The sequence below is a fragment of the Plantactinospora sp. KLBMP9567 genome, assembly GCF_033446045.1.
GTDB lineage: Bacteria > Actinomycetota > Actinomycetes > Mycobacteriales > Micromonosporaceae > Plantactinospora.
Window position 1 is genome coordinate 131,176 of record NZ_JAWQRR010000018.1, and the last position, 13,233, is coordinate 144,408.

A 13,233-nucleotide genomic window follows, 5' to 3' on the forward strand; every position below is an offset into this window, starting at 1 on the left:
GCCGGCCCGGGCGGCGCGTCACGCCGACCAGACCCCGGTCGCGGCGGCATCCCGGGCGAGGTCGCGGAACTCCCGGGGCTGGCGGCCGAGCGCCCGGCGGACTGCGTCGGCCAGCTGGGCGTTGCGGCCGTCCAGCACCTCCACGAAGAGGTACGTCAGCAGCGCGGACACGTCCGCCGGCAACTTCTGCTCCGCCAGCATGGCGGCGTACTCCTCGACCGGGATCGTCCGGAACCGGATGTCCCGGCCGGCCGGCTCGGCGATCTCGTCGACCGCCTCGGCGAAGGTCAACAGCCGGGGGCCGGTCAGCTCGTGGAGCTGGCCGACGTGACCGTCCCCGGTCAGCGCCGCCACCACCTCGGCGATGTGGTGGGGCGGGCGCTGCGGATGTTGCACCACAACCCCGCGCACGGCTGGACGGTGGGGTCGCTGGCCGCCGCGACCGGAGTCTCCCGGGCCGGGTTGTCCCGCCGGTTCACCGAACTGGTCGGCGAACCGGCGATGACCTACCTGACCGGCTGGCGCTCGCGGCCGACCTGCTGCGCGAGCCGGACAGCACCGTCGCGTCGCTGGTCCGACAGGTCGGCTACGGCAGCCCGTTCGCCCTTCAAGCGGGAACGGGGGGTCAGCCCGACCAGTACCGGGTCGGCGCGCCGCGCGGATAGCGGAGGCACCACACCTGGAGCGTGCCGCCGGGCCCTCGGCGGTCGGCCGTCATCGGTCATCGAGCTGGTCCTCGAACGGGTCGTGGCCGAGCAGTTGGCGGAACGCCTCCCGGACGTCGATCCGGATCGACTCGCCGCGCGCGGCGTGGTTGCGGACGTGCTCGAACAGCGGCATGAGCCGGCGGAGCTCCTCGGCGGAGACGATCGCCACCAGCGGGAGGAGGCCGTCGCCACGATCGATCTCGATGCTGACGATGCCGGTCGCGGGCATCGTCGAGAACCGGAACGGACCGAGCCGGTCCACCGTCACCGCGGGCGTACCGGTGCCGCCGCCGGTACGTGCCGCCCGCAGCGCGGTGATGCGTTCAAGCTGGTACTGCGCCAGTTCCCGGAGTGTCGTCGACTTCTCCGGGTCGTCCCGGATAGCCCGTAGCCGGCGCTCCACGTCGTCGAGTTCGGCCGAACCGTCGTCTTCCCGCGAGCCTCGCATCACCGAAGGTTATCGATCCGCCCGGTACGGCTGTCGCACACGAGGTGCGAAGGTGTCTCCCCCGTGCGGTGGCCGCCCATGGTGGAGCGCGGTCTCCGGTCAGAGCGCCGCCACGATGCGGTCGGTGGTGATCGGCAGGTCGCGTACCCGGACCGAGATCGCGTCGGCGACGGCGTTGGCGACGGCGGCCGCCGTCGGACCCTGGGCCGCCTCGCCGGCGCCGACCGACGGCTCCGCCGGGCGATCCATCAGGTGTACGTCGACCTGCGGCACCTCGCTGAACCGCAGGATCGGATAGCTCTCCCAGTCCGCGCTGGTGACCCGCCAGCGGTCGAACCGGACCCGTTCCTTCAGCGTCCAACTGGTCGCCTGGACCGCGCCGCCCTCGATCTGGTTGCGTACCCCGTCGGGGTTGACCACCCGCCCCACGTCGACGACCAGCGTCAGCCGGCGCACCCGTACCTCGTGCTCCGCCTGCACCTCGGCCAGCACCGCACAGTACGCACCCCGGTCCTTGTAGCGGGCGAAGCCGATGCCGTGTCCGACGTGCTCCTCGGTGCCGCGCCGCTGCCAGCCGCCGAGTTCGGCGGCGGTGGAGAGCACCTCCCGGGCCCGGGGGTCGGCGAGCTGGGCCAGCCGGTACGCCACCGGGTCCGCCCCGGCCGCCAGGGCCAGTTCGTCCATGAAGGACTCGATGGCGAAGACGTTGGTGAACGCGCCGAGCGACCGTAGCGACGAGGAGCGCAGCGCGGTCCGCAGCGCCCGGTGGCCGTGGATCCGGCGTTCCGGGAAGGTGTAGATCGGCCAGGCGTTGCGGGTCGTCCCGCCACCGCCCGAGGCCGGTGGATCGGCCGCCGGTGGCGTCGGACGGGACCGGTCCCGGTGCGTGGCGGCGAGCAGTCCCGGGCTGCCGGCGTAACCGGGCCGGGCGGTGTGCCCCTGGCTCCACACGTCGTAGGACCAGGTCAGCACCGTACCGTCGGCGGCGACGCCGGCCTCCACCTCGGCCACCATGGCCGAGCCGAAGGGCGCCCAGGTCAGCTCGTCGCGGCGGCTCCACCGTACGTGCACCGGTCGGCCGGGGACGGCCCGGGCGAGCAGTACGGCGTCGAAGGCGGCGTCGTCGGCGCCGTTGTGGCCGTAGCTGCCGGCGCTCTCGACGTGCCGCACGTCGACCCGGTCGGCGTCGAGTCCCAGCGCGGTGCCGATCGCCCGTCCCAGCGCGTGGATGCCCTGGCTGTGGCTCCAGACGCTGACCGCGGAACCGTCCTCGGCCCAGCGGGCGGCACCGCAGCTCGGCGCCATCGACGCATGGGCCAGGAACGGCCGGCTGTAGGTCGCCCACAACCGCCGGACCACCTGCCCGGTGCCGGCGCCCCGCACGGCGTCCGGTGCTGCCTCGTCGGCACCGTCCACCCGCCCGGCGGCACGGGTCGGCTCCGGCAGCTCGACCGGGCCAGAACCTTCGGTCAGGCCGGACCGACCCGTGGCGTCGGGTCGAGCCGCACCGCCAGGTTGACCGCCGGCGGGCCGGCCCGCCGGCCCCGGACGGCCCGGCTCGGGGACCGGGATCGACTCGGCCGGTCCGTCCCGGAGGAAGCGGGAGATCTCCTCCTCGTCCGGCAGGGTCGGCTCCTCGTGCCAGCGGGCCGCGGCGGCCAGCGCCGAGGCGGCCCGCTCGGCGTTCTCCTCGCCCTCGGCGACCACGCCGAGGAAGTCGCCGTCCCGGACCACTGCCTGCACTCCGGGCAGGACCCGCGCGGCGGCGGTGTCGACCTCGACCAGGGTGGCCGCCGGTGACGGTGGCCGGACCACCCGGCCGGAGAGCTGCCCGGGCAGTGCGAGGTCCTGGATGAAGCGGGGCCGGCCGGAGACCTTGTCGGGCAGGTCCAGCCGGGGCACGCTGGTGCCCACCCATCGCGCCTGGTGTCTCGGCTTCGGCCGGACCGCCCCGGTCGCCTCGCGGTCGAGGTCGACCCGCTCGGCCAGTTCCCCGTACGACGTGTGCCGCGAGCCGTCCGCGTCGGTGATGACTCCGTTCTGCACGGTGACGGTGTCCGGGTCGAGGGCCAGGGTCGCCACCGCCTCGGCGACGAACAGCGCCCGTACCTCGGCACACACCTGGCGGACCGCGGCGCCGGAGTCGGCGACCGAGAGGCTGCCGGCGGTCAGCCCCTCGTCCGGGCCCTCGGCGGTGCTGGCCGCCGCCATCGCGACGGCGCCGAGGTCGACGTCGAGTTCGTCGGCGGCGAGCTGGGCGAGCGCGGTGAGGATGCCCTGCCCGAGTTCCACCTTGCCGACCCGGACCGTGACGGTGCCGTCCCGGCGTACCGTTATCCAGCGGGCGAGCCGGGGGTTGCCGACCACGCCCCGGGGCAGCGGCGGCGCGGCCGGTGCGGAGTCCCGGCGGTCGACGCTCACCGGTCGACCGCCGTTCCTGACGCACCGGCGTTGGCCCCGCTGCCGCTCGCCCCGCTCCTGGCGCCGCTCGTGCTGGCATCGGTCGTGCTGGTGTCGCTGGCGCTGGTGTCGCTGGTGCTCGGATCGCTGGTGCTCGGGTCGGTGTCGCCTGCGCCGGTGCCGCCCTCGCCGGTGCTGCCGGCCCCGTACCACCCGGCCCGGACCACGGCCCGGACCATCCGCCGCTGTGCGCCGCACCGGCACAGGTGCCGGTCGAGCGCGGCGGCCACCGTCGACTCGTGCGGCTGCGGGTGCTCGGCGAGTAGCGCCGCCGCGCTGACCAGGATCCCCGAGACGCAGTAGCCGCACTGGGCGGCCTGCTCGTCGAGGAACGCCCGCTGGACCGGATGCGGTACGTCGCCGTTGGCGAGCCCCTCGACCGTGGTGACCGTCCGGCCGGTTGCCGCCCAGAGCGGGATGTCGCAGGAGGGTGCGGGCCGGCCGTCCAGCAGGACGAAGCAGGCGCCGCAGAGGCCGAGGCCGCAGCCGAACCGCGAGCCTTTGAGACCGAGCACCTCCCGCAGCACGTGCAGCAGGGTGCTGTCGGCGTCGGCGTCGACCTGCCGCCGCTCGCCGTTGACGGTCAACTCGAATGTCTGTTCCATGTCCCAGGCGTCCCGGCCACGCTTTCGCGACGATGATCCACAATCGGCTGGAGCAGCCTCGCCTACGTCGGCTCCGGCGTCAACCCGCCGAGTTCGGCGTGGATCCCGGTGGCGGGTGGCACCGTGCCGGCGCCGCCCGACCGCGCGGTTCGGCGGAACCCGCCGGGAGCCGAGCCGTACTCCCGCTTGAACGCGTGCGCGAAGGCGAACTCCGAGGTGTAGCCCACCTGCCGGCCGACCGTGGCCAGCGGTGCGTCACCGTCCCGGAGTAGCCGGGCGGCGAGTGTCATCCGCCACCAGGTCAGGTACGCCAGCGGTGGCTGGCCGACCAGCGCGCTGAACCGCCGGGCGAACGCGGCCCGGGACAGCGCCGCCCGGCCGGCCAGTTCCCCGACCGTCCACTGTCGACCGGGATCGCCGTGGATCGCCCGCAGCGCCGCCGCCACCCCGGGGTCGCGCAGCACCGCCGCCCAGCCGGTGGCGGCGCCGTCGGCGGCCCGCTCGTCGAACCAGGCACGCAGGATCTGTAACAGCAGCACGTCCAACAGGGCGGGCAGCATGGCGTCGCCGCCCGGGCGGGGCTGGAGCAGTTCGGCACCGAGCAGTTCCACCGTGGCGTGCAGTCCGGGGTGCCGTGCGATCCGTGCCGGCAGGTGGATGACCTCCGGCAGGTCGTGCAGCAGCGGGTGGCTCCGGGAACCGTCCAGCAGGTACGCGCCACAGAGCATCACCGTCTCGGCCCCGGTGCCGTCGGTCGCCTGCCGACCGGGCCGGTTCACGCCCTGACCGCCCGGTCGCTCCCGGGCGCCCCCGCCCGACTCGGTCGACGTCGCTGTCGACGGGGCGGCGGTGATCTCCACCAGCGGGGTCGACGGGCTGTCCGCCAGGGCGTGGGCGGCGCCGCGCGGCAGGAACGCCACGTCGCCGACGCCGAGGCGCAGCGGTGCGCCGTCCGGCGGATAAAGCCAGCACGAGCCCTGTACGACGACGTGGAAGCCGGCCCCGTCGACCGCCGGGAACCGCTGTCCGAACGGAGCCGGCCGGCGTACCCGCGCGGAGTGCGGGCGACCGGTCCGCACGGCGGTGACCGCGTCGGAGAGCACGTCCATCGTCTCAGCGTATCCCCGGATGAATCCGCTGAGACGGTCACGCATGCCCGGAAGAGTCTTACGCATTTGTCGTCTTCACACACCGCCATAGCGTGATGTGGACCCGGGCCGGTCGGTGGGATCACCTACCCGACCTTGTCCCGGCGGTCCGCCCGGCCGGCCCCCGACCCGGCGGGCCCCGACCTGAGGAGAGACCGGATGAGGATCGCCGTCTACGGTGCGAGTGGCTACCAGGCGGGTCTCGTGCTCGCCGAGCTGACCCGGCGGGGCGTCGAGCCGGTCCTCGTCGGCCGGGACGCCGCCCGGTTGCACCGGGCCGCCACCCGGATCGGGATCACCGGCGCCGGGCGGCGGGTGGCCGGCGCCGACGACCACCGGACGCTGGTGGCGGCGCTGCGGGACTGCGACGCGGTCGTCAACTGTGCGGGACCGTTCACCGACTCCGGGCACTCCGTGGTCCGGGCCGCCGTCGCCGCCGGCTGCCAGTACGTCGACACCGCCGGCGAACAGGTCTATCTCAGCACCGTCTTCGACACCTTCGCCGGGCCGGCCGAGCGCGCCGGAGTCACCGTCGTGCCCGCCGCGAACGACGCCTGCCTGCCGGCGGATCTGCTCGCCCGGCTGCTCGCCGACACCCTCGGGCCGGTCGAGGAGATCGTGGTGAGCCACTTCATCACCGGTGGCGGTGGACCGTCCCGTGGCTCGCTGCGGTCGCTCGGCGCGACGGTCGACGTGATCAGGGGAGGCGGGCTCACCTACCAGAGCGGTGCCTGGCGTACCGGGGTGCCGCCCGGGCGTACCTCGGTGACCCTGCCGGGCGCGTCGGAACCGACCGAGGTGACCCGGTTTCCCCTGGCGGAGGTGGTGACCATTCCACGACACGTGCCGGTCGGGCGGGTGGAGAGTTTCGCCGAGGCCGGGTTGGGCGCGGCGTTGAGCGCGCCGCTTCCGCCGGAGGTCATCGACGCCCTGCCCGAGGGGCCGGACGAGGAGGGGCGCCGTGGCCAGCGGTTCAGCTACCTGGTCGACGCCGTCGGTGTCGAGGGGCGCCGGGTCCGGGGCGTCGTGCGGGGGAGCGACACCTACGGCAGTACGGCGGTCATCGCCGTCGAGGCCGCCCGCCGACTCGTCGCGGACGGCGCCCGGCCCGGGGTACTCGCCCCGGCGCAGGCGTACGACCCTCGCGACTTCCTCGACTTCCTCGCCCCGTACGGGATCCGGTGGTGGATCGGCGACGCCGACGGGTGAGCCGGGTCAGTCGCCGGCCCCGGCCGCCGGGGCGGTCGCGGTGGCGCGCCGGAACCGCTCGCTCCACTCCCGGAGCTGGTCGGTCAGCTCGGGCGGGGAGAGCACCTCGAACTCCGCGCCGAGCGAGCCGAGCGCCATGACCGGCCAGTCCAGCGTGTCGGTGGTCATCACCATCCGGCAGTGCCGCTCGTCGACGTACTCGATGGTGGCCCAGCGGGACAGGCGCTCCTCGACGGTGGCCAGCGGCGCCCGCACCAGCACCTCCACCCGGTACGGCGCGGGCAGGTTCTCGATCCCGGCCCGGACGAACGTGGCGGCGTCCTCGGCGGGTAGTTGCCGGGGGTGGAACCGGGCCCCGGTGCCGCGTGGATCGTTCAGCCGGTCGAGCCGGAAGCTGCGCCAGTCGTGCCGGATCAGGTCGTAGCCGACCAGATACCACCGCCGGCCGAGCGAGACCAGCCGGTACGGCTCGACGTGCCGCTCGGTCCGCTGCCCGCCCCGGGCGGTGTAGTCGAAGCGCAGGCGTTCGGCGTCCCGGCAGGCCTGGGCGACGGTGGTGAGGACCGCCGCCTCGACGGTCGGTCCGCCGCCGTCGCCCCAGAACGCCGGTACGGTCATCGCGCGCAGCGCGTCGACCCGACGCCGCAGCCGGGCCGGCATCACCTGTACGACCTTGGTGAAGGCCCGGATCGACGACTCCTGGATGCCGGCGACCGCACCGTGCGCGGCCGCCTGCAACCCGACCGCGAGCGCGACCGCCTCCTCGTCGTCGACCACCAGCGGGGGTAAGGCGGCGCCCGGGGCGAGCTGGTAGCCGCCGTCGACGCCCCGGTGCGCATCGACCGGGTAGCCCAGTTCACGCAGCCGGTCGACGTCGCGGCGGAGGGTGCGGACCGAGACGCCGAGCCGGTCGGCGAGCTCGGTGCCGGGCCAGTAGCGGTGGGTCTGCAACAGGGAGAGCAGGCGGAGGGTCCGGGAGCTGGTGTTCGCCATGCCGGCAAGTCTGCCCGACATTCAGGCCAGAAACTGGCCGCTATGCCGCCTAGCGTTCCGGACATGAGACGACCGACCCTCCGACCGGGGAGCAACGAATGATCGACGCCCGCTCGCTCACCCGGGACTTCGTGGTGAGCCGCTCCCAGACCGTGCACGCCGTCCGGGGCATCAGCCTGCGGATCGAACCCGGCGAACTGGTCGCGCTGCTCGGCCCGAACGGCGCCGGCAAGACGACCACGATGCGGATGCTCACCACGCTGATCGCGCCGACCTCCGGCACCGCGACCGTCGCCGGCCACGACGTGGTGCGCGAACCCGGCCGGGTCCGCCGGCACATCGGGTACGTCGGCCAGGGCAACGGGGCCGGGCACACCCAGCGGGTCGGCGACGAACTGCGTACCCAGGGCGCCATCTACGGCCTGGACCGGCGTGCCGCCCGGCGGCGGGCCGACGACCTGCTGGAAGGCCTCGATCTCACCGACCTCGCCAACCGGAAGGTCTCGGCCCTCTCCGGCGGGCAGCGTCGCCGGCTCGACGTGGCGATGGGCCTGGTCCACGCGCCGTCGCTGCTCTTCCTCGACGAGCCCTCCACCGGGCTGGACCCGCAGAACCGGGCGAACCTGTGGGACCACATCCTGCGGATGCGCGCCGAGGCCGCGATGACGGTGGTGCTCAGCACGCACTACCTGGACGAGGCGGACTCGATGGCCGAACGGGTCGTGATCGTCGACCACGGCGAGATCATCGCAGACGACTCGGCGGCGGCGCTGAAGGCGAAGCTCGCCGGGGACCGGATCGTGGTCACCGCCGCCGGGGACGACGCCCGGCCGCTGGCCCGGCTGGTCGACCGGCTGCCCGGCGCCCGGGACGTGGTCTGTGCCGGTTCCCGGGTCGAGGCGCACGTCGCCGACGGGCCGGCGGCACTGCCGGAACTGCTCCGGGCCGCGGTCTCCGCCGACGTACGGGTCGGCACCGCCCAGGCGCACCAACCCACCCTCGACGACGTGTTCCTCACCCTCACCGGCCGCAGCCTGCGCGAGGCCGAGCAGGAGACCTCGACGGTGCAGGGCAGCCCGCAGGACCCGCAGACCCGGAAGGACGCACCGTGACCACCATCAGCGCCACCGCCCCGTCGCCGACCCCGGTTCCGGCGGGCGGCCGGAGCGGTCCGCTCGGCCTGCTCCGCGACATCGGCATCGTGCTGACCCGCGAACTGCGCCCGTTGCGGTACGACCCGTTCTCGCTCATCTTCGGCATGGTGCAGCCGCTGGTCTTCCTCGGCCTGTTCGGGCCGCTGCTGGTCGGCTCGCTCGGCAGCCAGGCCGGTACGACCCTCGGCGAGGGTGGGGTGTGGCAGTGGTTCGTACCGGCCATCCTGGTGATGACCGCCCTGTTCGGCACCTCGGCCACCGGGGCCAACCTGCTGTTCGAGTTCCAGACCGGTGCACACGAGCGGATGCTGGTCGCCCCGTTGTCCCGGTCGTCGCTGCTGGTCGGCCGCGCGCTGAAGGAGATGGTGCCGCTCGCCGGACAGGCGGTGATCATCGTCCTGGTGATGATCCCGTTCGGCTTCCGGCTCTATCCGGTCGGCGCGCTGGTCGGGTTGGCGCTGCTCGCGGTCTTCGGCGTCGGGCTCGGCGCGCTGAGCTATTCGCTCGCGATCGCCGTACGCAAGCAGGACTGGATGTTCTGGGCCGTGCAGCAGACCCTGATCTTCCCGCTGATGCTGCTCTCCGGCATCCTGCTGCCGTTGGAGACCGGTCCGGGGTGGATGCGGGTCGCGGCGCACTTCAACCCGTTGGCCTATCTCGTCGACGCCGAACGCGCGCTGTTCGCCGGTGAGATCGGCTCCACGACCGTGCTCTGGGGCTGGGTCGCGGCGCTGGTCACCGCCGCTGTCGGCCTGACCGTCGGAGTACGGGCGATGGCCCGCAGCGCCGTCTGATCCGGTGGCCCGCCGGGGCGGGACGACACGCGTCCGTCCCGCCCCGGCATCGGTCCGGGCGCCGGTTGCCGGCGAACCTCAGGCACCTGACGACCTCAGCTCGCCCGGTGCGGCACGGGGCACGGCACGGACCTCGTCGCTGAGGTGGGCATACGCGCTCGCCCGATCCCCGCGGCGGAAAATGTCGCCGCGACCGTCTATCTTCTCGGGGCATCGAACGAGAAGGGCGGGGGTCGTGGGAACGATCGAGGTCGGGTGGGAGCGGCGCAGCGCCGCCCGGGTGTTGCCGGCGGTGCAGCCCCGAAAGCTGGCGAAGGTGCCCTTCGTCGAGCTGGCCGACGGGCGGTTGCAGGGCGTCGTGTCGAGCGGTTCGGACATCGAACGGGTCTACGTCTCGTCGATCGCCGCCGGCAGTCACGCCTTCAACTGCAGCACCAACAACAACCGCCCGTGCGGCGGGCTGCGCGGCGCGCCCTGCAAGCACCTGGACGCGCTGCTGGACGAGGCCACCCTGCAGTACGGCGTCGAGCGGGTCGCCCGCTACCTGCGGATCGACCTGGCCGACGGGGACTCCATCGGTGCCGATCTGGCGGACCGGCTGGACGGCAGTCACGAGCCGACACCGGCGGCGGTGGTCTTCAGCCGCTTCCTGCGGCACCTGGCCTACCTCGAGGTGCCGGGCAGCACCGAGCCGCTTCCCGAACTGCACTGGTTTCCGGCGACGGGGACGGTCGACTGATGCTGGCTACCCAACTGGCCCTGCTCGACGAGGTCGAGCCCGGAATCGAAGAGGCGCTCGACCTGGTCGGCGGCTTCGACGACGGCTTCACCCACGGCTTCGCCCGACTGGGTGAGCAGCCCAGGGCGGCGCTGGCCGCGCTCGCCGACGCCCTCGCGGTGACCCCACTCGGTGACCGGGTACGGGTGGCCGTCGAGAAGGTGGTGGCGGGGTCACTCGCCGACGAGCACCTGAGCGTGCTGGCCGGCGGGCGGACGGCACTGCTCGGCGCGGTGCACGACGCGCTGCTCGCCCGGCTGGACACCGCACTCGGCCGGTCCCGGGCAGGCTGGGAGGCGGCCGCGCCGGCCGATCCCGCACCGTCGGCGCCGGACAACGTGCTGGCCGGGTGCCGGTCGTGGCTTCGCGAGTTGGCCATCGCGGGCTGGCGCGGCGTCGACCACGACCTGGTCGCTGCCTCGGCGCAGACCCTCGACGCGGCGCTGGCCGTGCCGTCGCTGCGCCGGCTGGCCGTGCTGCTGGACGGGCTGGCGGCCGAGTTGCGCGGGTGCTGCCCGGTGGCGACGATGGACCGGCTACCGGCCCGGCGCTGGGCCGACCTCTGGGCCCGGGCCCTGCTGCTGGCCCAGCCCGGCGGTTCGCCGGACGCCCCGGCCGCCGCCACCGTGGTCTCCGGCCGGCTGCTGCCGCTCGGCGCGGACGTGCACGAGCACGGCACCGCGATCCAGGTGCAGGTGCACGGCGTGCTCGAACCGGCCGGTGGCGCGCCGCCCCGGCTGGTCCGGGCCAGCGTCTCGGCCGCGAAGGTGGAGACGATCGTCGGCCCGGCGGTCTGGCGACTGCTCGCCGGTCATCCGGTGCTGCTCGGTGCGCTCGCCCAGCGGCGCGCCTTGGAGATCACCGACCTGCCGCTGCTGCCCGGTGGTGACCTGCTCTGGCGGGACGACCAGGCCCGGCCGGCCGAGCCAGCCGACCCGTTCGCCACCGCCCGGCTGCGGCTGCCCGAGGCGATCGCATCGGCGGCCCCACCGTTGGACCGCCATCCGGTACGCATCGCCGAACCCGTCCTGCTGGAGAACTACTCGGCCACCGTCGACGATCGGGGCGGGCTCGTCCTGGAACTCGACGGGAAGTCCCTTCCGGTCGACGTCTCCCGACTGCCGGCCTGCGCGCCGCTCACCCCGGAACTGGTGGCCAGGTCGTCGGCCTGCCTCGGTCTGCTCCGCTGGGATGCCGGCCGCTGGCTGCTGCAACCGCTCGCGGTGCGATACACCCTGAAGCGCGCGACGGCGGAGGCGCACACCGGAGACTGGGCGCTCGGCCCCACCGATCCCAAGGTGGTCAAGGCCGAGGCGAAGTCCGGCGACGCGGTGGCCGTACTCCGTGAGCGGGCAGGACGGTTGCTGCGCCGATGAACGAGCACAGTGGACAACCGGGCGGCGCGACCCGTTCCCACGAGAACCGGCGACAGGTGCTCTACTGGCGCCTACTGGCCCGGCTGTTCGACGCGGACGAGCAGCCTGCGCTGGAGTCGGCCAGCGTGGCGATCGTCGACGACCTCGGCCTACCGGCGGCACTGCTGGATCCGGCGGTCTCGGTGGACACCGTCGTGCAGCGCTTTCCCGAGCTTGCCGCCGACATCCGGGACCTGATGGCACCGCCGTCCGCCGACCCCGAGCCCACCGGCGGTCCCGCGCCGAACGACGGCCCGAACAGGCCGGGCGACGACCCCGTTTCCGGCGTCGCGGCGGCCGATGACGCCGGGACGCCCGTCGATGGGGCCGCGCCTGCTCCGGGCACCGAGCCGACCGCCGGTGACGCCGGGACGCCGCCCGGCGGGGCCGACCCGGTCGAGCGGGTCGGTGCCGCCGAGGTGCGCCGGGCCGCCCTGGTGTCGAAGCTGCTGCTCAACATCTTCGCGACCGGTTCGGGCAACGTCACCGCCACCGAGCTGGCCCGCTGGCAGTCCGACGCCGGCTGGTTCGAGCAGGCACTCGGGCTGGCGCCCGGGCAACTGCGCAGCGGCCGGCCCGGCACCGGAGGCGGGCCCGGTGTGGGCACCCAGCCCGGCAACGGTGAGCTGGCCGGGGTACTGGCCGGGATCGAGGGCGACCTGGTGCGCCGGATGCAGTTGCGCGAGGTGCTCGGCAACAGCGCCCTGGCCAGCAAGTTGACCCCGAGCATGTCGCTGATCGAGCAACTGCTGCGCGACAAGCACAACCTGTCGGGCGTGGCGCTGGCCAACGCCAAGGCGCTGATCCGGCGCTTCGTCGACGAGGTCGCCGAGGTGCTGCGTACCCAGGTGCAGCAGACGAGTGTCGGCACCATCGACCGCTCGGTGCCGCCGAAGCGGGTGTTCCGCAACCTCGACCTGGAACGCACCATCTGGAAGAACCTCACCAACTGGAGCCCCGAGGACCAGCGGCTCTACGTCGACCGGCTCTACTACCGGCAGACCGCCCGGCGGACCACCCCGGCACGGTTGATCGTGGTGGTCGACCAGTCCGGGTCGATGGTGGACGCGATGGTGAACTGCACCATCCTGGCCTCGATCTTCGCCGGGCTGCCCAAGGTCGACGTGCACCTGGTGGCGTACGACACCCGGGCGCTGGACCTGACGCCGTGGGTGCACGACCCGTTCGAGGTGCTGCTGCGCACCAAGTTGGGCGGCGGGACGGACGGCACCGCCGCTCTCACCCTGGTCCGGCCGAAGATCGCCGAGCCCCGCAACACCGTGGTCGTCTGGATCTCCGACTACTACGAGTCGGATCCGCAGGGCGTCTTCGACGGCCTGGCGGCGATGCACCGCAGCGGCGTCCGGGTGATCCCGGTCGGCTCGGTCAGCAGCGGCGGCCAGCAGAGCGTGAACCCGTGGTTCCGGCAGCGTTTCAAGGATCTCGGCGCGCCGGTCCTCTCCGGCCACATCCGCAAGCTCGTGTTCGAACTGAAGAACTTCCTCAGCTAGGAGACCCCACC

General features: G+C 73.8%; 11 protein-coding genes and 1 pseudogene. 6 read left to right on the forward strand and 6 right to left on the reverse strand.

Going from position 1 to position 13,233, the window contains the following annotated elements; all coding sequences use genetic code 11:
- Positions 1–18: 18 nt before the first annotated feature.
- From R6Y94_RS13775 to R6Y94_RS13800, 5 genes and pseudogenes are all read right to left on the reverse strand, one after another.
- Positions 19–366, reverse strand: a pseudogene (locus R6Y94_RS13775) (NmrA family transcriptional regulator); the annotation flags it as partial.
- A 348-nt stretch (positions 367–714) separates the two neighbouring features.
- Positions 715–1,155 (reverse strand): hypothetical protein, encoded by a 441-nt coding sequence (locus tag R6Y94_RS13785; RefSeq protein WP_318396217.1) that lies wholly within the window; start codon positions 1,153–1,155, stop codon positions 715–717.
- Positions 1,156–1,254: 99 nt separating this feature from the next.
- Complete coding sequence (locus R6Y94_RS13790) at positions 1,255–3,576, reverse strand: xanthine dehydrogenase family protein molybdopterin-binding subunit (protein WP_318396218.1); 2,322 nt, start codon at positions 3,574–3,576, stop codon at positions 1,255–1,257.
- Positions 3,573–4,220, reverse strand: coding sequence for a (2Fe-2S)-binding protein (locus R6Y94_RS13795; protein WP_318396219.1), 648 nt, complete (start codon positions 4,218–4,220; stop codon positions 3,573–3,575). Before R6Y94_RS13795 ends, R6Y94_RS13790 begins: the two co-directional genes overlap by 4 nt.
- Positions 4,221–4,282: 62 nt before the next feature.
- Entirely contained in the window at positions 4,283–5,374 is a 1,092-nt protein-coding gene (locus R6Y94_RS13800; protein ID WP_318396220.1) for an AraC family transcriptional regulator, read from the reverse strand.
- Between the two features lie 153 nt (positions 5,375–5,527).
- Here R6Y94_RS13800 and R6Y94_RS13805 point away from each other — a divergent pair, with 153 nt between their 5' ends.
- Positions 5,528–6,577 (forward strand): saccharopine dehydrogenase family protein, encoded by a 1,050-nt coding sequence (locus tag R6Y94_RS13805; RefSeq protein WP_318396221.1) that lies wholly within the window; start codon positions 5,528–5,530, stop codon positions 6,575–6,577.
- A gap of 6 nt (positions 6,578–6,583) precedes the next feature.
- Here the strand turns inward: R6Y94_RS13805 and R6Y94_RS13810 are convergent, their stop codons facing one another.
- Positions 6,584–7,570 (reverse strand): YafY family protein, encoded by a 987-nt coding sequence (locus tag R6Y94_RS13810; RefSeq protein WP_318396222.1) that lies wholly within the window; start codon positions 7,568–7,570, stop codon positions 6,584–6,586.
- 98 nt (positions 7,571–7,668) lie between these two features.
- Here R6Y94_RS13810 and R6Y94_RS13815 point away from each other — a divergent pair, with 98 nt between their 5' ends.
- From R6Y94_RS13815 to R6Y94_RS13840, 5 genes are all read left to right on the forward strand, one after another.
- Positions 7,669–8,682: an ATP-binding cassette domain-containing protein gene (locus R6Y94_RS13815; RefSeq protein WP_318396223.1), complete on the forward strand. Its 1,014-nt coding sequence runs from the start codon at positions 7,669–7,671 to the stop codon at positions 8,680–8,682.
- Positions 8,679–9,518 (forward strand): ABC transporter permease, encoded by an 840-nt coding sequence (locus R6Y94_RS13820; protein ID WP_318396224.1) that lies wholly within the window; start codon positions 8,679–8,681, stop codon positions 9,516–9,518. Before R6Y94_RS13815 ends, R6Y94_RS13820 begins: the two co-directional genes overlap by 4 nt.
- Before the next feature lie 235 nt (positions 9,519–9,753).
- Entirely contained in the window at positions 9,754–10,257 is a 504-nt protein-coding gene (locus R6Y94_RS13825; RefSeq protein ID WP_412102757.1) for a hypothetical protein, read from the forward strand.
- Positions 10,257–11,672 (forward strand): hypothetical protein, encoded by a 1,416-nt coding sequence (locus R6Y94_RS13830; protein WP_318396225.1) that lies wholly within the window; start codon positions 10,257–10,259, stop codon positions 11,670–11,672. The genes R6Y94_RS13825 and R6Y94_RS13830 overlap by 1 nt, the downstream gene beginning before the upstream one ends.
- A complete protein-coding gene (locus tag R6Y94_RS13840) occupies positions 11,669–13,222 on the forward strand; it encodes a VWA domain-containing protein (RefSeq protein WP_412102758.1) in 1,554 nt (517 codons plus the stop codon). The genes R6Y94_RS13830 and R6Y94_RS13840 overlap by 4 nt, the downstream gene beginning before the upstream one ends.
- Positions 13,223–13,233: the final 11 nt, after the last annotated feature.

What these genes read in the sequence shown, in the direction of transcription:
- R6Y94_RS13785 (WP_318396217.1), bottom strand. Translation starts at nt 1,155, where the DNA reads ATGCGAGGCTCGCGGGAAGACGACGGTTCGGCCGAACTCGACGACGTG.
- R6Y94_RS13795 (WP_318396219.1), bottom strand. Translation starts at nt 4,220, where the DNA reads ATGGAACAGACATTCGAGTTGACCGTCAACGGCGAGCGGCGGCAGGTC.
- R6Y94_RS13800 (WP_318396220.1), bottom strand. Translation starts at nt 5,374, where the DNA reads ATGCGTGACCGTCTCAGCGGATTCATCCGGGGATACGCTGAGACGATG.
- R6Y94_RS13805 (WP_318396221.1), top strand. Translation starts at nt 5,528, where the DNA reads ATGAGGATCGCCGTCTACGGTGCGAGTGGCTACCAGGCGGGTCTCGTG.
- R6Y94_RS13810 (WP_318396222.1), bottom strand. Translation starts at nt 7,570, where the DNA reads ATGGCGAACACCAGCTCCCGGACCCTCCGCCTGCTCTCCCTGTTGCAG.
- R6Y94_RS13815 (WP_318396223.1), top strand. Translation starts at nt 7,669, where the DNA reads ATGATCGACGCCCGCTCGCTCACCCGGGACTTCGTGGTGAGCCGCTCC.
- R6Y94_RS13830 (WP_318396225.1), top strand. Translation starts at nt 10,257, where the DNA reads ATGCTGGCTACCCAACTGGCCCTGCTCGACGAGGTCGAGCCCGGAATC.
- R6Y94_RS13840 (WP_412102758.1), top strand. Translation starts at nt 11,669, where the DNA reads ATGAACGAGCACAGTGGACAACCGGGCGGCGCGACCCGTTCCCACGAG.